A 25,448-nucleotide genomic window follows, 5' to 3' on the forward strand; every position below is an offset into this window, starting at 1 on the left:
AGAATGAAAAAGATATTTATAATTATAAGTATTGTATTTTTTAGTGCAAAGTTATCTGCACAGGAAGTAGATTTACCACAATATGTAAGCCATTTAGCTGATAACCCATTTTTAGTATCTCCCGCATATGCAGGAATTGGAACAGGGTTTCAGTTAAGGCTTAATGGGGTAAGTCAATGGGTAGGATTAAAAGGAGCTCCTGATACACAGTCTCTTTCAGTAGAGACTCGAATTGCCGATACATTTGGTGGAGGGCTCACGGTTTTTAATGATAAGAATGGTTTTACTTCACAGCAAGGAGCAAGATTATCACTTGCAAAACATTTAACCTTAAGTGATTTTCATGACAGTTTTTTATCATTTGCTTTTACATTTAGTTATACGCAATTTAATATTGATACTTTTGATAATAATACAACCCAGGCTGTACCTAATAGAGCATTATCAAATTCAAATTTTGATGTAGGATTATTATATAGATATGAATTTTTTAGCATTACAGCGAATGTAGTAAATCTATTAGACCGTAAAATAGAAGACTTTTCTTCGAATGAACCAAAAGTTCTCAGAAAATATAATTTCTTTGGTTCATATGTCTTTACTAGAATTAGTCGAGATTTTGAATTAGAGCCTTCTGTAATGGTTGAATACAGAGAGTTTGATAAACGTTCTAGAACTGATGTAAATATTAAAAGCCGAAGGCGTATAAAGGATGGTTATGTTTGGACAGGTTTAAGTTATACCTTTTTAAATGATCAGTTTTTTAAACCAAATGCTATAGCTCCGTTATTCGGACTTAAGAAGGGGGCTTTGTATGCATCATATGGATTCAGTATAAATCTAAATGAAACACAGGATTTTAACTATGGAACACATATGATTACGCTTGGATTTGACTATGAACGTAGACCAAGTTTAGCACGTTGTACCCAAAAAATGATAATATTCTAGAAATAAAGATAAAAATTGTTTAAAATCCTCAAGATCTATATAAATCTTGAGGATTTTCTTTTACTTTGCATTAATGAGTAATCAAGATTCAATTAATTTAAATAAGTTCATTAGTAGCACAGGTATTTGTTCGAGAAGAGAAGCCGAAAAATACATTATTGAAGGAAGAGTAACAATTAACAACCAGATTGCAAAGTTAGGAAATAGAGTTTTTGATGGAGATATTGTTAAAGTTGATAACAAGTTATTAAAAAGTAGACCAAAAACTTTATACATTGCTCTAAATAAACCCATAGGTATTGTCTGTACAACAGATAGTAAAGAGAAAAAAAATATTGTCAAATTTATTGGGCATTCAGAGAGGCTGTTCCCTATTGGAAGGTTAGATAAACCTTCTGAAGGACTTATATTTCTTACAAATGACGGAGATATTGTAAATAAAATTTTAAGAGCTGGAAATAACCACGAGAAGGAGTATACTGTTACAGTTGATAGAGATATAGATGAACGTTTTATTAAACGTATGGCTAACGGTATCCCAATTTTAGGAACGGTAACAAAAAAGTGTAAAGTTGAACGCATAAATAATAGAACTTTTAAAATTATTTTAATTCAAGGGTTAAATCGTCAAATACGGCGAATGTGCGAGTATTTAGGATACGAAGTCAAGAAGTTGATAAGAGTAAGAATAATGAATGTCACTTTAGGTAATTTGAAGGTCGGTGAATGGAGAGAACTAAGTAATAAAGAAATGTTAATAATTAATACCCTAGTCGCTGGTTCATCTAAAACAGAAGAGGCTTCCAATCTGGTACCTAAAAATCAAAAAGGGGTAGGGTTTACAAAAAAAACCAAGCAGAAGTGGGGAAGAAGAAGATCTTCATAAAATGATATTTCCTAAACATAATTAATAAGTTTAGTATAAAATCTTATTAATTAAAATAAACTTTTAACTTTCTACTTTTCAACATTAAACTTACATACGTATATTTGCTGACTATGCAGTTTGATTTAAAAATAACAGATTCCAAAAGTAAAGCCCGAGCGGGAGTTATTACTACGGATCACGGAACGATTGAAACACCTATATTTATGCCTGTAGGTACGGTTGCTACCGTAAAAGGGGTACATCAATCAGAACTTAAAAATGATGTTAATCCTGATATTATTTTAGGTAATACTTATCATTTATATCTACGTCCACAAACTGAAATCCTAGAACAAGCTGGGGGTTTACATAAGTTTATGAGTTGGGATAGAAATATTTTAACAGATAGCGGTGGATACCAGGTTTACTCTCTTTCAGGAAGACGAAAAATTAATGAAGAAGGGGTAAAGTTTAAGAGTCATATAGATGGATCTCTACATTTTTTTACACCAGAAAACGTTATGGAAACGCAACGTTCCATTGGAGCCGACATCATAATGGCATTTGATGAATGTACACCTTATCCATGTGACTATAGCTATGCTAAACAATCAATGCATATGACACATAGATGGCTTAATCGTTGTATTAAACATCTAGAGAAAGTACCACCAAAATATGGATATGAACAAACACTCTTTCCAATTGTGCAAGGTAGTACGTATAAAGACTTGAGGTTACAGTCTGCTGAATTTATAGCTTCAGTTGGAGCAAATGGAAATGCTATAGGAGGATTATCAGTCGGAGAACCTGCTGAAGAAATGTATGCCATGACAGATGTGGTATGTAGTATACTGCCCGAAGACAAACCAAGATATTTAATGGGGGTAGGAACACCAATTAATATTTTAGAAAATATAGCTCTAGGCGTTGATATGTTTGATTGCGTGATGCCAACAAGAAATGCAAGAAATGGAATGTTGTTTACAGCTCATGGCACTATTAACATTAAGAATAAGAAATGGGAAAATGACTTTTCGGCTATTGACGAAATGGGACATACTTCTGTTGACACAATGTATTCAAAAGCATATTTAAGACATTTATTTGCTGCAAGAGAGATGTTAGGAAAGCAGATAGCTTCTATACATAATCTTGGTTTTTATTTATGGTTAGTACGTGAGGCTAGGAAGCATATATTAATAGGAGATTTCACAGAGTGGAAGAATAAAATGGTAAAACAAATGGACAAACGACTATAGAGATTGAAGCTTTTAGATAAATATATACTAAAAAGGTACTTGACTACATTTTTATTTACCTTGCTTATTCTAATACCTATTGCGGTAGCTATTGATATTGCTGAAAAAATAGATAAGTTTTTAAGGCATGAAAACTTGTCATTATTTGAATTAGTAAATGATTACTACAAAAATTTTGTTATTTATTATGCCAACACCTTTATGCCATTGGCTTTATTTATAGCTGTTATCTTATTTACATCACGGTTAGCAAATAATACAGAAATAGTTGCTATAAATAGTTCACAAATATCGTTTACTCGCTTTCTATACCCTTACTTCATAGGCGCAACTATTTTAGCAACGCTAGCATTATTTATGAATCACTATTTCGTGCCAAACAGCAGTAAGACTAGAAGAGGATTTGAAAAAAAATATCTTTCTCGTGTTAAATATGAAGATAAAACTGTTCGAGATTTTAGTTTACAATTAAATGATAGCACTTATATTTTTATTCAAAATTTTAATCTTGAAAGAAATTCAGGATATAATTTCTCAACAGAAATATACAAAGGAATTCATCTAAAATATAAGCTGACAGCTGATAATATTAATTGGAACGAAAAAGATAGTACATACAAATTATACAATTGGAAAGAAAGAAAAGTTTTAAAAAATAGAGATAGTATTTTTACGGGAAGTTCCTTAGATACAACTTTTACCTTTACACCAAATGATTTAAATTATAAATCAATAGTAGCTCAAGAGATGAGATCAGGTGAAATTAAAGATTTTATTAAAATTTCTAAAAAAAGAGGAATAAAAAATTTAAATGCTTACTACGTAGAATTATACAAAAGATCAAGTTTACCAGTAGCATCCTATATTTTAACCTTAATAGCTGTCGCCTTAGCTCATAAGAAAAAAAGAGGAGGTTTAGGAGTCAATTTAGCTTTGGGTATTGCGGCAATGTTTGTTTATGTATTTTTTATGAAAGTAGGCGAAGTTCTTGGCGCTGTTGCAGGCGCAGACCCATTAATTAATGTTTGGATACCCAATATTATGTTTGGTATTTTTGCAATTTATTTATTTTGGAATGCAAGAAAATAAGCTAAAGAATTATTTGCATCTCCATTTAATTGTTTTTATTTGGGGGTTTACTGCTATACTAGGAGAACTAATATCGATAGAAGCGGTACCATTGGTTTGGTTCAGAATGTTTTTGGCTGTTATTTTTATACTTTGTTACTTTTTAATTAAACGAGAAAATCTTAAAATTGATACCAAAGCAATTTTTAAATTCTTCTTTTCTGGAGTTATTATAGCTATTCATTGGATTACTTTTTTCAAGGCTATTAAAGTTTCAAATGTTTCAGTAACATTGGTAACAATGAGTACAGGTGCTTTTTTCGCTTCTATTATTGAACCTTTGATTTTTAGGAAAAAAATACAACCACTTGAAATTTTTATGGGGCTATTAGTGATATTAGGATTGTATATAATTTTTAATTTTGAAGGCCAGTATATTTGGGGAATCGTTTTTGCGCTAATATCAGCTTTTTCATCTGCTTTATTTTCTGTTCTAAATGGGTTGTATATAAAAAAACACAAAGCAACTGTAATTTCATTTTATCAATTACTTTTTGGTGGAATAGGGGTCACTATTTTTTTGTTTTTTTCAAACCAATTCACCAATAATTTTTTTTATTTAAAAGGCTCAGATTGGTTTTATTTAGTGCTTTTAAGTAGTATTTGTACCTCCTATGCATTTATAGCGTCGGTTAAAGTAATGAAATATTTAACACCCTATACTGTTATGTTAACAATTAATTTAGAGCCCATTTATGGAATAATATTGGCTTTACTTGTATTAGGGGAGAAAGAACAAATGAATCCAGAGTTTTACTACGGGGCGCTAATAGTATTACTCGTGGTGATATTAAATGGAGTTATCAAAAATAAGAGCGTGTTGATCAGAAAAATATCGATAAAAAAATCACTCAAGTAAGTAAGCTGCATATTTTTTTTAGTATGTTTGTCTTCATTTAAACAACTGAAAAATTAAGTAAAAAATCAAACTATAACACTATGGAATATTTAGATTTTGAAATGCCTATTAAAGAATTAAAAGATCAATTGGCAAAATGTTATGACATAGGAAAGGAAAGTGATGTAGATGTTACTGAAATGTGCAGTAAAATAGAAAATAAATTAGAGAAAACTAAGAAAGACATATATAAAAACTTAACTCCATGGCAAAGAGTACAGTTATCACGTCACCCGAATAGACCGTATGCTTTAGATTATATTCATGCACTTTGCGGTAATACTTTCATGGAATTACATGGTGATAGAAGCGTTAAAGATGATAAAGCAATGATTGGAGGTTTAGGAAAAATCGGAGATCAATCTTTTATGTTTATAGGCCAGCAAAAAGGCTATAATACAAAAACTCGCCAATACCGTAATTTTGGGATGGCAAATCCTGAAGGGTATAGAAAAGCATTACGCCTAATGCGTATGGCAGAAAAATTTCGTATACCAGTTGTAACTTTTGTAGATACACCTGGGGCTTATCCAGGCTTAGAAGCAGAGGAAAGAGGTCAAGGTGAGGCTATTGCTAGAAATATTTTTGAAATGTGTCGATTAAATACACCTATTATAACAATTATTATTGGTGAGGGTGCTTCAGGAGGAGCTCTTGGTATTGGAGTCGGAGACAGAGTTTTAATGCTTGAAAATTCATGGTATTCAGTAATATCTCCAGAAAACTGCTCTTCAATCCTTTGGAGGAGTTGGGATCAAAAAGAAAGAGCAGCAGAAGCACTAAAGCTCACAGCTGATGATGGCATAAAGCTTAATATTGTTGATGGTATCATAAAGGAACCGTCAGGAGGAGCACATTCAAATAGAGAAGAAACATTTGAAGCAGTAAGGAATCAAATTATGACTGCATACAAAGAGTTAAATACTCAGGAAATATCTACAATAGTTAATGATCGTATGAATAAATACATTAACATGGGAGTTTATAAAGAGTAATAACGAAAAATAATCAAACTAAAAATAAAAGCCGAAAGTAAGCATTACTTTTGGCTTTTATTTTTAGTTTTCCATCCGTCTACATCTAATGGTATCTTATAGAAATTTATAGCATACTTGAAAGTCTATCATCTAACTTGTGTTTGATAGCGTTTTTGATATTTTACATGTTTATAAATTAGGGTTCGATAAATAGATTCATATGAAAAATAGCAACTAATTTATAGGATAACTATTATTTGATAATACTTTCAAATAAAAAGTAATTTTTTAGTTTTTTTCGAAATCGTAGTTATAAGTTTTAGTGTTTTTTGAGCTATTCAAAGTTCTCTAATTTTTCTTCAATAACGCTTCTAAAATTATTACTAATAACTCAAGCATATCACTTATAGTGTTTTAGAAGAATAAAATCAAAATAATTGAATTTATAAAATAGCTCTAAAATAAGTGGTTGTATACTAAATTATAAGGTAAAATGGAAAAACGAACCAAGAGAGGGAATTCTATTTTAAATTCAGTAAACGGATATTTTAAAAAAGAGTTTTTCACTTTGCTTTTTTTATTTATTGGCTTGATAAGTGTAAAAGCGCAATTAAGTAATTTACATTATCTACCACCATTAAAACAATATTCAAATAATGATGCAATTAAAGCTCAATCTATTTATCTTTCTACACCAGAAACGACAGGATTTACAGTACGCATATATAAAGGTAATGATCCTACTCCCATAAAAACATTTACTAATTTATCGAGAACTAATCATAAAGAATATGTATTGTCTACTATAAATCAAAATGGTGATAATAATATAACTTTAGTTTCAAATGCTAACACAGGAAAAATATTAACAAAATCTGGTTTACGAATAGAATCTGATAATGGAGAAAAATTTTATGTAAATTATAGAGGCCGTAGCTCAGCTCAGGCAGCGTCATTAACTTCAAAAGGGAGAAGTGCTTTCGGTAAAAAATTTCGTTGGGGTGGAATGCCTTTATATTCTTCTACGACATCTGCAATGTCAGCTACTTTAGGTATAATGGCTACAGAAGATAATACACAGATAACAATTTCTGGATACGATCAAGATTGCGTTTTTAGAAAAGGAAATGATATAGCAGGAATTACTGATGATACAATAGTTGAAACCTTAGATGAAGGAGAGTCTTTTGTGCTTGAAGCGAAAGTTGATGCTGCAAATGCCAATAGGCATGGTTGGATTGGAGCTCAAATTGAATCGGATAAAGATATTGTTGTAAGTAATGGTGGATTACTTTGTCAGGTACTCAATGGTTCTGCTTCTAGGGACGCTGGTATTGATCAGGCTGTTCCAGAAGAAAGGTTAGGTAAAGATTATGTTCTTGTTCGTGGCTATGGTTCAGATGGAATGGAGAGTCCTATAATTATTGCAACAGTAGACAATACAGAAGTATATATAGGGGGAATATTAAGACATACGATTCCAAATAAAGGAGATTTTTATTTAGTTCCAGGAAGTTATTATTCAGGAAATTCAGCCGGAGATAATATGTATATAAAGACAACCGAACCGGTTTATGTTTATCAAGCCTTGTCAGGATCTGGTGAAGCTCAAGGAGGATTGAATTTTATAGCTCCTGTTAATTGCCTAATGCCTGATACTCTGGATAATATACCTAATATAAGAGACGTAGTGGATGTGAATTATACTGGAGGAATAACAATAGTTTCATCTTCTGCAATAGCTGATTCAGACGTAAAGGTTTATCAGAATGGAAGTTTAGTAAATATGGGGTCTTCAAAGACGGTGGTTGGTAGTTCAGACTGGAGGACTTTTTTTAAGGCTGGTCTATCAGGAGATATTAAAGTAGAGTCAACAGGTCCAATTTCTGTTGGATTTATCGCACAGTCTGGCTCGGCAGGTATTGCAGGGTATTTTTCAGGGTTTGATACAGCACCAAATCTAGATATAGAGATCACAAGTAGCACAGGAAGTGGATGTATACCAGGGGGAACAGTTTCAGCATCAACAGAATTTAATACATATCAATGGTATATGGATGATGTTCTTCTTATTGGAGAAAATTCAAATACATATACTCCACCAAGCTATAAAACGTACGCCAAATTACACGCAGTGGTGACCAAAGGGTCCTGTGAATTTACAACAAACTCTTTACAGGCTTACTCGTGTGAGGCAGACATCGTTTTAAGTAAAACATCAGACAAAACAAGTTGCAAAATAGGAGATACTGTTACTTTCACAATTACGGTTGAGAGTAAAGGTGTTGATCCAGTAACTAATTTAGTGCTAACGGATATTATGCCTACTGGGTTAACAATTGTAAGCGGATCAGAAACTATGACTGCGGGTTCTTGGTCTTCACCAAACTGGTCCATTGAGACTATGAATTCTGAAGAAAAGCATACGTTAACATTAACGGCAACGGTTAATAGCGATGTTGCATCACATTATTTAATAAATACGGTTACAAATACACAAGATCAGGTTGATGGAAATAATACAGTCGATGATCCTTCAGAAACAATATTAATTGATTTTGACGGAGATGGTTTTTCTGGAATAAATGATTTAGACTCTGATAATGATGGAATCTTAGACATAAATGAAGGTACTTGTAAAGGTACTTCTTCAAATCGTTTTACAACTTTAGGAGCAGCGAGAAGTGTTGCTGTAGCTGGAATTTATTATTTTGATCTGAATGGACAAACATTTTCAACCTATGTAAATGAAAATGGATATGTTCAAGTTGCCATTGATTTTGGGGATGGTACAGGTAACTTACCACAATTAACAAGCTTAACAAATGCGACAAGAGGGTTGCTTTCTAATATTATTTTAGCTCAATTAACAGATGCCAATGAGATACGATTTACCTCCTCAACTGGCGAAATCGATGTAAGGACTTATAATACAACTTTATTATCACGTTTAGTAGCGGGTCAAACCTTACATGGAGGGTCCGCTAATAATGGTTTGCATGATGAATGGATAGGAACTAACAAACACTATTTAAGGGGTGATGCTATTTGTACATCCACATCAGGAACTATGTTAGCAGCCAATATTTTTCATCCTTGCGGAAATACCAATACCGTGCATTGGATTCCATCGAATGGTGTAGTCAGTGTAAGAAATGATTTAGGAAATATAGAAGCTACAGAAACACTTACTTTATGGGTTAGAGCTGGAGATACAAGTTGTGCAACGGATACAGATAGTGATCAATTACCAAATTATTTAGATTTAGATAGTGATAATGATGGTTGTTTCGATGCATTGGAGGCATCAGGATCATACAATTATACACAGCTAACAGATGGAGTATTTACGAGTGGAGTTGATGGAAATGGTATTCCTTTAACAACCTCAGGAGGGCAAGCAACAACGGCAGCAGTTACTAATATTTCTGACACCACTGCATGTTGTGATGTTTCCATTTCTGGTTTTTCAGACAATGACTCTGATGGTATAGCAGATTCCTGTGATTTAGATAATGATAATGATGGAGTCTTAGATTCTGTTGAATGTTCTTTAGAAGAGGTAGTAACGCCTATTAGTGTTTCCAGTACGGACAGTGATTTTAATTCACCAGTTAATGGAGTAGGTCTAGCTGGATCATTGAATAATACAATTGATGGTGATTTGGGAACCTATATTGCAGATGCGGCTTCAAGCGGAGGTTATTCGGATGTATCATATACATTTCCGGAAACGGATATGAAAAAAATAAGAATATATAACAATGGAGGAGTAGTTTTAAGTGACGCTCAAGCCATAAGTTATATTGGTGAAATAAGATTGTATGATGCGTCAAATATATTAAAAGCTGTTATAGCTGGTAGGTCAATTCCAAATGGAGATTCTGGAGGAAATCCTTTTGAAATAGATGTTCTTTACCAAGATATTACTCGAGTAGAATTTCTGAACTTGTCTGGCTTATCGGGAGGAATCGCATGGAGAGATATACAACTCATTGCATGTGTAGATTCAGATGATGACGGAACTCCCGATTATTTAGATTTAGATAGTGATAATGATGGTTGTAATGATGTTTTGGAATCAGGAGGAACCGATGGTGACTCTGATGGAGACTTAGACGGAACAGGATTTGATAGTAATGGACAAGTCACTGGAGGATCAGGAGGTTATGATGGAGTAACGGGTAACGAAACAGAAGCTACCAGTTTACAAGTAGATACCCAACCTAGCGATGCAACCATCTGTTTAGGTGATAATGTAACCTTTACGGGAGTAGCTTCCTCTTTAAGCACAACGATATTTACAGGAACAGCACCGACAACCACGCCAAATTATAGTGGAAGTACACCCAATACCACAGATTTAGAATATCAATGGCAAGAACAAGAAGGAGGATCGGGGCCATGGACTAATATTCCTAACGGAGGAGTTTATAGCAATGCGACTACAGCAAGCTTAACTTTAACAAATCCTTTAATAGGAGCGTCGAATAATAAATATAGATTATTAGTAACCAGTACAAAAAACACATGTGCGAGTGTAACTACTTCGGAAGCTACTTTAATCATAAATAATGTAACAGGTGGAACTGTTGGAGGAAATCAAACAATTTGTTCAGGAGATGATCCGGTAGCCTTTACAGAGACAGTAGCTTCAACAGGAAGCGGAATTTTAAGTTATCAATGGGAAAGCAGTACCGATGGATCTATTTTTACACCCATTGGAGGAGCTACTAATGCCACGTATGATGCAGGAGTGCATACTCAGAACATGTGGTATAGAAGAGAAGTATCGTCTTTGTTTAATGGAGTTACTTGTACCGCCTTAAGTAATCAATTAAAAGTAACAGTTAGTTTAGTCGAATCGAGTATTCTAAATCCAACGGTTATAGAAAATAATGTTTTATGGTTAGAGAGTAATGATCCTAACGGAACAGGAACACCTCCCTCTGACGGTAGCATAATAAATACTTGGGTGGATAAATCTCCTGAAAGTAATAATGCTACAGTACTTGCAGGTCAAGGACCAGCAGTATATGATTCAACAAATTCTATCAATGGAAATTCTGTGATGTCTTTTACAAGAGATTCAGGTTCGAATGGAGATGTATATGAAGTATCAGGTTTAGATATTAGACCTATAACTAATCCTGATGTATCGATATTTGTAGTTTACAAGCCAAAATCTATATCGGGTACTACGAATGGTATTTGGGGTGTAGATAATGGTACTTGGGATCGATTTTTTTACATGAATTACAATGGTTATGGTGGATCCGAGGATGGCATTGTTGGATTAGGTCCTGGAGATGATTACGCACTGATTAATGGAGGATCTACTTTAGGTGACACCAAGTTGTTATCAGTAGTTTATGACGGAGAAGTTAATGGAGGTGTAAATAGTGGTCCAGTTAATGGGTCATTGGTTAGGTTTGGCTCAGAAGTTGTAAAAACCTTTACTGATAATACCCAAATTTTAGATCAACAAAGTACGTTAAGAATAGGTTTTGATGGAGATGGTGGCTTTGGAAGTTTTTATTTAGCTGAATTTATTGTTTACAATAGGTTGTTAACTGAATGTGAGACGTTTAGGGTGGTTGAGTATCTAAGTAATAAATACGGAGAAAGTTATTCATCAATGATTACAACGCAACCAACTGATCAAGTATCTTGTACATCAGGGGTAGTTAATTTCACATCTCAAGTATCTTCCGAGGTAACTTCTATGGAGTGGGAGGAGGAAACTTCACCAGGAATTTGGAGTCAGATCAATGACAATAGTATATATAGTAATTCAAATACATCGACATTAACAATAACAAATCCGCCAGTAAATTATTCTGGACGAAAATATAGATTAAAAACGGTCTTATCCTCAGGGTTATGTCCATGTATAGATTATTCCGAAGAAGTAACTCTAACAGTGAATGATGTAAGTCCAGGAGTTATAGCATCGGATCAAACGATCTGTAGTGGTGATAGTCCATCGACTTTTACAGAAACTACTGCTTCATCAGGTGATGGAATAATAACCTACCAATGGCAAAGCAGTACAGATGGATTAAGTTTTACTAATATTGCGGGAGCAACCAGTGCTACTTACGATGCAGGAATATTAACACTAGATACTTGGTATCAAAGAATAGTTACTTCTACCTTATCAGGAGTAGCATGTACAGCAATTAGTAATTCAATTAAAATTACTATTAATGATGTAACAGGTGGAACTGTTGGATCAAATCAAACAATTTGTTTAGGAGATGATCCGGTCGCCTTTACAGAAACAGTAGCTTCCACAGGAAGCGGAACTTTGAGTTATCAATGGGAAAGTAGCACCGACGGATCTATCTTTACACCTATTGGAGGAGCTACTAATGCCACGTATGATGCAGGAGTGCTTACTCAGACCATGTGGTATAGAAGAGAAGTATCTTCTTTACTTAATGGAGTTACTTGTACTGCCTTAAGCAATGTTGTACAAATTACTGTAGATCCAGTTCCGACGATTAGCATTGATGATGTTACGGTTGCTGAAGGAACCATAGCAAATTTTACAGCTACCATAAGCCAAGCGATAGCCTGTGATGTTACTTTTGATGTAACTACGAGTGATGGCACGGCAATGGGAGGAAGTGATTACACATCACAAACGAGTCAAAGTTACACGATTACCGCAGGAAATACTACGGTAACGATTCCAGTAGTAACGACTAATGATAGTACGTATGAACCAACGAATGAAACGTATACAGTAACATTGAGTAATGTTCAGACAGGAACGGGAACTTTAATTACAACAACTGACTTGGTAGGATCCGGAACGATTACCGATTTAGGTGATAATGCTCCAACGATTAGTATCGATGATATTACAGTTGCCGAAGGAAGTACAGCAAACTTTACTGCTACCTTAAGTCATCCCTCCCAATATGATGTTACTTTTGATGTAAGTACGAGTGATGGCTCGGCCACCGCAGGCGATGATTATACAGCCCAAAGTAGTCAAAGTTATACGATTTTAGCCGGAAGTACCGTAGTAACGATTCCGGTGGTAACGATCAATGATACTACCTACGAGCCAACCAATGAGACCTATACTGTTACGATGAGTAACGTGAGTATTGGTTCAACTCCAGCAGAGGCCATTACAACAACTGACTTGGTAGGATCCGGAACGATTACCGATTTAGGTGATAGTGCTCCAACGATTAGTATCGATGATATTACAGTTGCCGAAGGAAGTACAGCAAACTTTACGGCTACCTTAAGTCATCCCTCCCAATATGATGTTACTTTTGATGTAAGCACGAGTGATGGCTCGGCCACCGCAGGCGATGATTATACAGCTCAAAGTAGTCAAAGTTATACGATTCCAGCAGGAAGTACCACGGTTACGATTCCAGTAGTAACGACTGAAGATAGTACGTATGAGCCAACTAATGAGACCTATACTGTTACGATGAGTAACGTGAGTATTGGTTCAACTCCAGCAGAGGCCATTACAACAACTGACTTGGTAGGATCCGGAACGATTACCGATTTAGGTGATAGTGCTCCAACGATTAGTATCGATGATATTACAGTTGCCGAAGGAAGTACAGCAAACTTTACGGCTACTTTAAGTAATGCTGCTCAGTATGATGTTACTTTTGATGTAAATACGAGTGATGGCTCGGCCACCGCAGGCGATGATTATACAGCTCAAAGTAGTGTACTTTATACGATTTTAGCCGGAAGTACCACAGTAACGATTCCGGTGGTAACGATCAATGATACTACCTACGAGCCAACTAATGAGACCTATACTGTTACGATGAGTAATGTAAGTATTGGTTCAACTTCAGCAGAGGCCATTACCACGACAGATTTGGTAGGAGCCGGAACGATTACCGATTTAGGCGATAGTGCTCCAACGATTAGTATCGATGATATTACAGTTGCCGAAGGAAGTACAGCAAACTTTACGGCTACTTTAAGTCATCCCTCCCAATATGATGTTACTTTTGATGTAAGCACGAGTGATGGCTCGGCCACCGCAGGCGATGATTATACAGCTCAAAGTAGTGTACGTTATACGATTCCAGCAGGAAGTACCACAGTAGCGATTCCGGTGGTAACGATCAATGATACTACCTACGAGCCAACCAATGAGACCTATACTGTTACGATGAGTAACGTGAGTATTGGTTCAACTCCAGCAGAGGTCATTACAACAACGGACTTGGTAGGATCCGGAACGATTACCGATTTAGGTGATAGTGCTCCAACGATTAGTATCGATGATATTACAGTTGCCGAAGGAAGTACAGCAAACTTTACGGCTACCTTAAGTCATCCCTCCCAATATGATGTTACTTTTGATGTAAGCACGAGTGATGGCTCGGCCACCGCAGGCGATGATTATACATCACAAAGTAGTGTACGTTATACGATTCCAGCCGGAAGTACCACAGTGATGATTCCGGTGGTAACGATCAATGACACTACCTACGAGCCAACCAATGAGACCTATACTGTTACGATGAGTAATGTAAGTATTGGTTCAACTCCAGCAGAGGCCATTACCACGACAGATTTGGTAGGATCCGGAACGATTACCGATTTAGGTGATAGTGCTCCAACGATTAGTATCGATGATATTACAGTTGCTGAAGGAAGTACAGCAAACTTTACGGCTACTTTAAGTAATCCCTCCCAATATGATGTTACTTTTGATGTAAGTACGAGTGATGGCTCGGCCACCGCAGGCGATGATTATACGTCACAAACGAGTCAGATATATACAATTACCGCCGGAAGTACCACAGTAACGATTCCGGTAGTAACGATCAATGATACTACCTACGAGCCAACTAATGAGACCTATACTGTTACGATGAGTAACGTGAGTATTGGTTCAACTCCAGCAGAGGCCATTACAACAACGGACTTGGTAGGATCCGGAACGATTACCGATTTAGGTGATAGTGCTCCAACGATTAGTATCGATGATATTACAGTTGCCGAAGGAAGTACAGCAAACTTTACGGCTACCTTAAGTCATCCCTCCCAATATGATGTTACTTTTGATGTAAGCACGAGTGATGGCTCGGCCACTGCAAGCGATGATTATACGTCACAAACGAGTCAGATATATACAATTACCGCAGGAAGTACCACGGTTACGATTCCAGTGGTAACGATTAATGATACTACCTACGAGCCAACCAATGAGACCTATACTGTTACGATGAGTAACGTAAGTATTGGTTCAACTCCAGCAGAGGCCATTACAACAACGGACTTGGTAGGATCCGGAACGATTACCGATTTAGGCGATAGTGCTCCAACGATTAGTATCGATGATATTACAGTTGCCGAAGGAAGTACAGCAAACTTTACGGCTACTTTAAGTAATCCCTCCCAATATGATGTTACTTTTGATGTAAGCACTAGTGATGGCTCGGCCACCGCAGGCGATGATTATACAGCCCAAAGTAGTGTACTTTATACGATTCCAGCCGGAAGTACTACGGTAATTATTCCAGTATTAACGATTAATGATAGTACGTATGAGCCAACTAATGAGACCTATACTGTTACGATGAGTAATGTGAGTATTGGTTCAACTCCAGCAGAGGCTATTATAACAGCTGACTTGGTAGGATCCGGAACGATTACCGATTTAGGCGATAGTGCTCCAACGATTAGTATCGATGATATTACAGTTGCCGAAGGAAGTACAGCAAACTTTACGGCTACCTTAAGTCATCCTTCACAATATGATGTTACTTTTGATGTAAGCACTAGTGATGGCTCGGCCACCGCAGGCGATGATTATACAGCCCAAAGTAGTGTACGTTATACGATTCCAGCCGGAAGTACCACAGTAACGATTCCGGTGGTAACGATCAATGATACTACCTACGAGCCAACCAATGAGACCTATACTGTTACGATGAGTAACGTGAGTATTGGTTCAACTCCAGCAGAGGCCATTACAACAACTGACTTGGTAGGATCCGGAACGATTACCGATTTAGGTGATAGTGCTCCAACGATTAGTATCGATGATATTACAGTTGCCGAAGGAAGTACAGCAAACTTTACGGCTACCTTAAGCAACCCCTCCCAATATGATGTTACTTTTGATGTAAGTACGAGTGATGGCTCGGCCACCGCAGGCGATGATTATACATCACAAAGTAGTGTTCTTTATACGATTCCAGCCGGAAGTACCACAGTAACGATTCCGGTGGTAACGATTAATGATACTACCTACGAGCCAACTAATGAGACCTATACTGTTACGATGAGTAACGTGAGTATTGGTTCAACTCCAGCAGAGGCCATTACAACAACGGACTTGGTAGGATCCGGAACGATTACCGACTTAGGTGATAGTGCTCCAACGATTAGTATCGATGATATTGCAGTTGCCGAAGGAAGTACAGCAAACTTTACGGCTACTTTAAGTCATCCCTCCCAATATGATGTTACTTTTGATGTAAGTACGAGTGATGGCTCGGCCACTGCAAGCGATGATTATACGTCACAAACGAGTCAGATATATACAATTACCGCAGGAAGTACCACGGTTACGATTCCAGTTGTAACGATTAATGATACTACCTACGAGCCAACCAATGAGACCTATACTGTTACGATGAGTAACGTGAGTATTGGTTCAACTCCAGCAGAGGCCATTACAACAACTGACTTGGTAGGATCCGGAACGATTACCGATTTAGGCGATAGTGCTCCAACGATTAGTATCGATGATATTACAGTTGCCGAAGGAAGTATAGCAAACTTTACGGCTACCTTAAGTCATCCCTCCCAATATGATGTTACTTTTGATGTAAGCACGAGTGATGGCTCGGCCACCGCAGGCGATGATTATACATCACAAAGTAGTGTACGTTATACGATTTTAGCCGGAAGTACCACAGTAACGATTCCGGTGGTAACGATCAATGACACTACCTACGAGCCAACCAATGAGACCTATACTGTTACGATGAGTAATGTGAGTATTGGTTCAACTCCAGCAGAGGCCATTACAACAACGGACTTGGTAGGATCCGGAACGATTACCGATTTAGGCGATAGTGCTCCAACGATTAGTATCGATGATATTATAGTTGCCGAAGGAAGTACAGCAAACTTTACGGCTACTTTAAGTAATCCCTCCCAATATGATGTTACTTTTGATGTAAGCACGAGTGATGGCTCGGCCACCGCAGGCGATGATTATACGGCTCAAAGTAGTGTACTTTATACGATTTTAGCCGGAAGTACCACAGTAACGATTCCGGTGGTAACGATTGATGACACTACCTACGAGCCAACTAATGAGATCTATACTGTTACGATGAGTAATGTAAGTATTGGTTCAACTCCAGCAGAGGCCATTACAACAACGGACTTGGTAGGATCCGGAACGATTACCGATTTAGGCGATAGTGCTCCAACGATTAGTATCGATGATATTACAGTTGCCGAAGGAAGTACAGCAAACTTTACCGCTATTTTAAGTAATCCTTCACAATATGATGTTACTTTTGATGTAAGTACGAGTGATGGCTCGGCCACCGCAGGCGATGATTATACAGCCCAAAGTAGTGTACGTTATACGATTCCAGCCGGAAGTACAGTAGTAACGATTCCGGTGGTAACGATCAATGATACTACCTACGAGCCAACCAATGAGACCTATACTGTTACGATGAGTAACGTGAGTATTGGTTCAACTCCAGCAGAGGCCATTACAACAACGGACTTGGTAGGATCCGGAACGATTACCGATTTAGGTGATAGTGCTCCAACGATTAGTATCGATGATATTACAGTTGCCGAAGGAAGTACAGCAAACTTTACGGCTACCTTAAGCAACCCCTCCCAATATGATGTTACTTTTGATGTAAGCACTAGTGATGGCTCGGCCACCGCAGGCGATGATTATACATCACAAAGTAGTGTTCTTTATACGATTCCAGCCGGAAGTACCACAGTAACGATTCCGGTGGTAACGATTAATGATACTACCTACGAGCCAACTAATGAGACTTATACTGTTACGATGAGTAACGTGAGTATTGGTTCAACTCCAGCAGAGGCCATTACAACAACGGACTTGGTAGGATCCGGAACGATTACCGACTTAGGTGATAGTGCTCCAACGATTAGTATCGATGATATTGCAGTTGCCGAAGGAAGTACAGCAAACTTTACGGCTACTTTAAGTCATCCCTCCCAATATGATGTTACTTTTGATGTAAGTACGAGTGATGGCTCGGCCACTGCAAGCGATGATTATACGTCACAAACGAGTCAGATATATACAATTACCGCAGGAAGTACCACGGTTACGATTCCAGTTGTAACGATTAATGATACTACCTACGAGCCAACCAATGAGACCTATACTGTTACGATGAGTAACGTGAGTATTGGTTCAACTCCAGCAGAGGCCATTACAACAACTGACTTGGTAGGATCCGGAACGATTACCGATTTAGGCGATAGTGCTCCAACGATTAGTATCGATGATATTACAGTTGCCGAAGGAAGTATAGCAAACTTTACGGCTACTTTAAGTCATCCCTCCCAATATGATGTTACTTTTGATGTAAGCACTAGTGATGGCTCGGCCACCGCAGGCGATGATTATACGGCTCAAAGTAGTGTACTTTATACGATTTTAGCCGGAAGTACCACAGTAACGATTCCGGTGGTAACGATTGATGACACTACCTACGAGCCAACTAATGAGATCTATACTGTTACGATGAGTAATGTAAGTATTGGTTCAACTCCAGCAGAGGCCATTACAACAACGGACTTGGTAGGATCCGGAACGATTACCGATTTAGGCGATAGTGCTCCAACGATTAGTATCGATGATATTACAGTTGCCGAAGGAAGTACAGCAAACTTTACGGCTACCTTAAGTCATCCTTCACAATATGATGTTACTTTTGATGTAAGCACTAGTGATGGCTCGGCCACCGCAGGCGATGATTATACAGCCCAAAGTAGTGTACGTTATACGATTCCAGCCGGAAGTACCGTAGTAACGATTCCGGTGGTAACGATCAATGATACTACCTACGAGCCAACTAATGAGACCTATACTGTTACGATGAGTAACGTGAGTATTGGTTCAACTCCAGCAGAGGCCATTACAACAACTGACTTGGTAGGATCCGGAACGATTACCGATTTAGGTGATAGTGCTCCAACGATTAGTATCGATGATATTACAGTTGCCGAAGGAAGTACAGCAAACTTTACGGCTACCTTAAGTCATCCTTCACAATATGATGTTACTTTTGATGTAAGTACGAGTGATGGCTCGGCCACCGCAGGCGATGATTATACATCACAAAGTAGTGTACTTTATACGATTTTAGCCGGAAGTACCACAGTAACGATTCCGGTGGTAACGATCAATGACACTACCTATGAGCCAACCAATGAGACCTATACTGTTACGATGAGTAACGTGAGTATTGGTTCAACTCCAGCAGAGGCCATTACCACGACAGATTTGGTAGGATCCGGAACGATTACCGATTTAGGTGATAGTGCTCCAACGATTAGTATCGATGATATTACAGTTGCCGAAGGAAGTACAGCAAACTTTACGGCTACCTTAAGTCATCCTTCACAATATGATGTTACTTTTGATGTAAGCACGAGTGATGGCTTTGCCACCGCAGGCGATGATTATACATCACAAAGTAGTGTACGTTATACGATTTTAGCCGGAAGTACCACAGTAACGATTCCGGTGGTAACGATTAATGATACTACCTATGAGCCAACTAATGAGACCTATACTGTTACGATGAGTAACGTGAGTATTGGTTCAACTCCAGCAGAGGCCATTACAACAACGGACTTGGTAGGATCCGGAACGATTACCGATTTAGGTGATAGTGCTCCAACGATTAGTATCGATGATATTACAGTTGCCGAAGGAAGTACAGCAAACTTTACGGCTACTTTAAGTAATGCTGCTCAGTATGATGTTACTTTTGATGTAAGCACGAGTGATGGCTCGGCCACCGCAGGCGATGATTATACATCACAAAGTAGTGTACTTTATACGATTTTAGCCGGAAGTACCACAGTAACGATTCCGGTAGTAACGACTGATGACACTACCTACGAGCCAACCAATGAGACCTATACTGTTACGATGAGTAACGTGAGTATTGGTTCAACTCCAGCAGAGGCTATTACAACAACTGACTTAGTAGGAGCCGGAACGATTACCGATTTAGGTGATAGTGCTCCAACGATTAGTATCGATGATATTACAGTTGCCGAAGGAAGTACAGCAAACTTTACGGCTACCTTAAGCAACCCCTCCCAATATGATGTTACTTTTGATGTAAGCACGAGTGATGGCTCGGCCACCGCAAGCGATGATTATACATCACAAAGTAGTGTACGTTATACGATTCTAGCAGGAAGTACCACTGTAATGATTCCGGTGGTAACGATCAATGATACTACGTATGAGCCAACCAATGAGACCTATACTGTTACGATGAGTAATGTAAGTATTGGTTCAACTCCAGCAGAGGCCATTACAACAACTGACTTGGTAGGATCCGGAACGATTACCGATTTAGGTGATAATGCTCCAACGATTAGTATCGATGATATTACAGTTGCCGAAGGAAGTATAGCAAACTTTACGGCTACTTTAAGTAATGCATCGCAGTACGATGTAACGTTTGATGTTTCAACCAATGATTTAACTGCTACATTTGGAACCGATTATTTACAACAAATCAATGTAAGTTATACAATACCTGAAGGAAGTACAACAGTTATTATTCCAATAACAACTATTGACAATAATGTTTATGAGACAACAGAAACTTATGAAGTCTTATTGAGTAATGTTTTTATAGGTTCCCCAAGTCCCGAGGCGATAACTATGACAGATTTAGTTGGTGGAGGAACAATTACAGATAATGATGTAAACAATCCATGTTTACCAGATTCAACAGATACTGATGGCGATGGTTATTGTGATGCTATAGATCCAGGTCCCAATGATCCTTGTATTCCCGATAATACCGATGCTGATAATGATGGCGTTTGTGATACGGTTGATCCAGATCCAAGTGATCCATGTATTCCTGACAATACCGATGCTGACAATGACGGTGTATGTGATACAGTAGATCCGAATCCAAGCGATCCCTGTATACCAGATGCTACCGATGCCGATGGTGACGGTTATTGTGATACAGTAGATCCGAATCCGAGTGATCCTTGTATACCAGATAGTACGGATGCTGATAATGATGGCGTTTGTGATACGATAGATCCAAATCCTACAGATCCTTGCGTTCCTGATAATACCGATGCTGATAATGATGGCGTTTGTGACACGGTAGATCCAAACCCGAGTGATTCTTGTGTTCCCAAAAGTACTGACACAGATGGTGATGGTTATTGTGATATTGTTGATCCAGGTCCCAATGATCCGTGTATACCAGATGCGACTGATAGTGATGGCGATGGTTATTGTGATACTGTTGATCCAGGTCCCAATGATCCGTGTATTCCAGACGCTACAGATGCCGATGGCGATGGCGTTTGTGATACTGTAGATCCAGAAGTTGTAACACCTTGTAGCTCTCTTGATTTAGATAGCGATGGCGACGGGATATGCGATAGTGTTGATCCTAACCCAACAAATCCATGCGTTCCCAATGGAGCAGATAGTGATGGCGATGGCGTTTGTGATATTATAGATCCAAATCCAAGTGATCCATGTGATCCCAATTCATTAGATGAAGATGGCGATGGTTATTGTGACACGGTAGATCCAAATCCCACAGATCCATGTATACCAGATGCGACAGATGCTGATGGTGATGGCGTTTGTGATACGATAGACCCAAATCCCAATGATCCATGTAATCCAAATTCTATGGATGAAGATGGTGATGGTTATTGTGATACTATAGACCCGAATCCCACTGATCCCTGTATACCAGATGCTACAGATGCTGATGGTGATGGCGTTTGTGATACCATAGATCCGAATCCGAATGATCCATGTGATTCAGATAGTGCAGATAGTGATGGTGATGGTTATTGTGATACTGTAGATCCCAATCCCACAGATCCCTGTATTCCAGATGCCAGGGATGCAGATGGCGATGGAATCTGTGATACGATAGACCCAAATCCAAATGAGGCATGTGATCCGAATTCAGTTGATGCTGATAATGATGGCGTTTGTGACACGGTTGATCCAGATCCAAGTGATCCCTGTATACCGAATGCTACAGATGCCGATGGTGACGGCGTTTGTGATACGGTTGATCCAAATCCAAATGATCCCTGCATTCCTACTGGAAGTGATATAGATGGTGATGGCATTTGTGATGTTGTTGATCCGATAGTCACTGACCCCTGTCCTGTAGGAGCTCCAGATAGCGATGGTGATGGTGTTTGTGATACGGTTGATCCAGATCCAAGCGATCCCTGTATACCAGATGCTACCGATGCAGATGGTGATGGCGTTTGTGATACGGTTGATCCAGATCCAAATGATCCCTGTATACCCGATAATACAGATGCCGATGCAGATGGTGTTTGTGATACGGTTGATCCAGATCCAGGTAATCCATGTATCCCAAATAGTCATGATGAAGATATGGATGGTGTTTGCGATACTATAGATCCCGATATAACAGAACCTTGTGTGCCTGATAGCGCCGATAGTGATGGTGATGGTATTTGTGATGTCATAGATCCAAACCCGAGTGATCCTTGTATTCCAAATAGTAACGATGAAGATATGGATGGCGTTTGTGATACAGTTGATCCAGATCCCACAGATCCATGTGTTCCAAATAATACAGATGCTGATAATGATGGGGTCTGTGATGTAATAGATCCAGATCCAGGTAATCCATGTATTCCCAATAGTCATGATGAAGATATGGATGGTGTTTGCGATACAGTAGATCCCGATATAACAGACCCATGTATTCCAGATAACACAGATGCAGATGGTGATGGGGTCTGTGATGTAATAGATCCAGATCCAAGTAATCCATGTATTCCAGACAATACAGACAGTGATGGTGATGGTACTTGTGATATTTTGGATGTTATGCCTAATGATTCTTGTATGCCAGATCCATTTGCTATAGGAACAGCAGACTGTGATGGTGATGGTATTAGTAATGCTGATGAATACGATTCGAATGGTGACGGCAGTGGTCCTGATGATCAGGATGGTGATGGAATATTAGATGTATTAGATATCGATGATGATGGTGATGGTATTTTAACTAGCGTAGAAGTAGGAGATGATAGAACGAATCCTGACGATACTGATGGTGATGGAGTTCCTGATTACCAAGATTTGGATAGTGATAATGATGGTATTTCTGATTTAGTAGAAGGAGGAGGAGATTCTAATTTGGATGCTAATAATGATGGTGTTATTGATGATCAAACAGATAGTGATAATGATGGCTTACCCGATTTGGTTGATTCAGATAATGGAGGCACAGTTTCCAGTACTCCTGATACTGATGGTGATGGAGTTCCAGATTATCAAGATTTAGATAGTGATGGCGACGGAATTAATGATGTTATTGAAGCAGGCGGAGCTGATACTAACAATGATGGTCAAATAGATACAGACAATTTGGTCGATGGTACCAATTTACCAGATGAAGATAATGATGGTACTCCCGACACTCAAGAACCAAATAATGATGCTTTGTCAGGAAGTTTAGACGTAGATGGTGATGGTGTTATTGATGACCAAACCGACAGTGATGGTGACGGAATAGCAGATGTAGTTGATGGCTTGGATGGCTTTGGAGATGCCTTGACAACGGATACAGATGGCGATGGCATAGAAGATTTATATGATTTGGATGATGATAATGATGGTATTTTGGATGTTGTAGAACAATTAGGAGACGAAAATAGAGATACTGATAATGATGGAATTCCAGATCATTTAGATTTAGATAGTGATGGAGACGGAGTTTTAGATTTAGTAGAAAGTGGACAAAACGCTAGTATTGTTGATGTTGATGGAGATGGTGTATTAGATAGCTTGCTTGATGCTGACAATGATGGAATTATCGATACAGCTGATGCTGACGATAGCGATATTAATGCAGGAAGCAAAACAATATTAGATGATACAGATGGAGATGGTAGACCTGATTTTCAAGATTTAGATAGCGATAATGATGGTATTTCAGATTTAGTAGAAAGTGGTACAGATATATCATTAGATATTGATGGAGATGGTGTTATCGATGATCAAAGTGATACTGATGGCGATGGTTTAGCTGACGTTGTAGATCCGAATCGAGGAGGTATGCGTCCTCGTATTCCAGATACAGATACTGATGGTATTCCAGATTATCAGGATATAGATAGTGATGATGATGGCGTTACGGATTTACAAGAAGGAGGCAGTGATCCATTATTGGATCTTGATGGTGATGGTATACTAGATACTTTCCTTGACAGTGATGGCGATGGTATGTTAGACTCAGTAGATCCTGATACTAATGGAGATGTGCCAGATACTCCAGATTTTGATGGTGATGGTTTACCAGATTACCAAGATATCGATGATGATGATGATGGTATTTTAACGATTTTAGAAGATGTTGATGGCGATGGTAATTTAAGTAACGACGATAGTGATGGCGATGGACTTCCCGACTATTTAGATATCGACGATGATGGTGATGGTATAGCCACGATTGATGAGTCAGCAGATCAAAATGGCGATGGAGGTCCAGAGGATGCATTGGATACAGATGAAGATGGAACTCCAGATTATTTAGACCCAGATACACTACCATGTTTGACGGTTTATAATGAGTTTACTCCCAATGGTGATGGTGCTAATGATACCTTCGTAATTTCTTGTATAGGGGAGGAACGTTATAAGCACAATCGATTAGAGATTTATAATCGTTGGGGAACTTTAGTTTATAGTAAGAATCGATATGATAATAGTTGGTCGGGTTTATCTAATGGACGTTTTAACATTCAACAAGAGGATGAATTACCATCAGGTACTTATTATTATGTATTGGATTTAGGGACTGGAGCTAGTCCAAGGATTGGTTGGCTATATATCAATAGGGAATAAATTATAAAAGTGTTTTTCTTTAGTTATTATAACTAAAAGCATATGTAATTATATTAAGTGTACTTTAAACTTTAGTTTTTTTTACTTTGGTTTGAATATGGTGACGGTTACCCTTTCATATATTTTTATTCATTATTTAACGACACATACTTGTATTTAATCAAAGTTTTATAGTGAGCTTTAATAAATTATTGAATTTTATAAAAAA

General features: G+C 37.8%; 7 protein-coding genes. All 7 read left to right on the forward strand.

Features of this window, described 5'->3' with window-relative positions:
- Nucleotides 1-3 precede the first annotated feature (3 nt).
- Nucleotides 4-951 carry a PorP/SprF family type IX secretion system membrane protein gene (locus ACSIGE_RS15130; RefSeq protein ID WP_440880717.1) on the forward strand — a complete coding sequence of 316 codons (948 nt, stop codon included), beginning with the start codon at nt 4-6 and terminating at the stop codon, nt 949-951.
- A gap of 73 nt (nt 952-1,024) precedes the next feature.
- Nucleotides 1,025-1,837: a 23S rRNA pseudouridine(2604) synthase RluF gene (rluF, locus tag ACSIGE_RS15135; RefSeq protein ID WP_440880718.1), complete on the forward strand. Its 813-nt coding sequence runs from the start codon at nt 1,025-1,027 to the stop codon at nt 1,835-1,837.
- A 113-nt stretch (nt 1,838-1,950) separates the two neighbouring features.
- On the forward strand, nt 1,951-3,081 hold the full coding sequence (tgt, locus tag ACSIGE_RS15140) for a tRNA guanosine(34) transglycosylase Tgt (RefSeq protein ID WP_440880719.1): 1,131 nt from the start codon (nt 1,951-1,953) through the stop codon (nt 3,079-3,081).
- A 3-nt stretch (nt 3,082-3,084) separates the two neighbouring features.
- Complete coding sequence (locus tag ACSIGE_RS15145; RefSeq protein WP_440880720.1) at nt 3,085-4,170, forward strand: LptF/LptG family permease; 1,086 nt, start codon at nt 3,085-3,087, stop codon at nt 4,168-4,170.
- Entirely contained in the window at nt 4,157-5,068 is a 912-nt protein-coding gene (locus tag ACSIGE_RS15150; protein WP_440880721.1) for a DMT family transporter, read from the forward strand. Before ACSIGE_RS15145 ends, ACSIGE_RS15150 begins: the two co-directional genes overlap by 14 nt.
- Before the next feature lie 80 nt (nt 5,069-5,148).
- Nucleotides 5,149-6,102, forward strand: coding sequence for an acetyl-CoA carboxylase carboxyltransferase subunit alpha (locus ACSIGE_RS15155; protein WP_440880722.1), 954 nt, complete (start codon nt 5,149-5,151; stop codon nt 6,100-6,102).
- 475 nt (nt 6,103-6,577) lie between these two features.
- Complete coding sequence (locus ACSIGE_RS15160) at nt 6,578-25,240, forward strand: Calx-beta domain-containing protein (protein WP_440880723.1); 18,663 nt, start codon at nt 6,578-6,580, stop codon at nt 25,238-25,240.
- The last annotated feature ends 208 nt before the right edge of the window (nt 25,241-25,448 follow it).

This window comes from Tenacibaculum profundi (assembly GCF_052050075.1).
Lineage (GTDB): Bacteria > Bacteroidota > Bacteroidia > Flavobacteriales > Flavobacteriaceae > Polaribacter.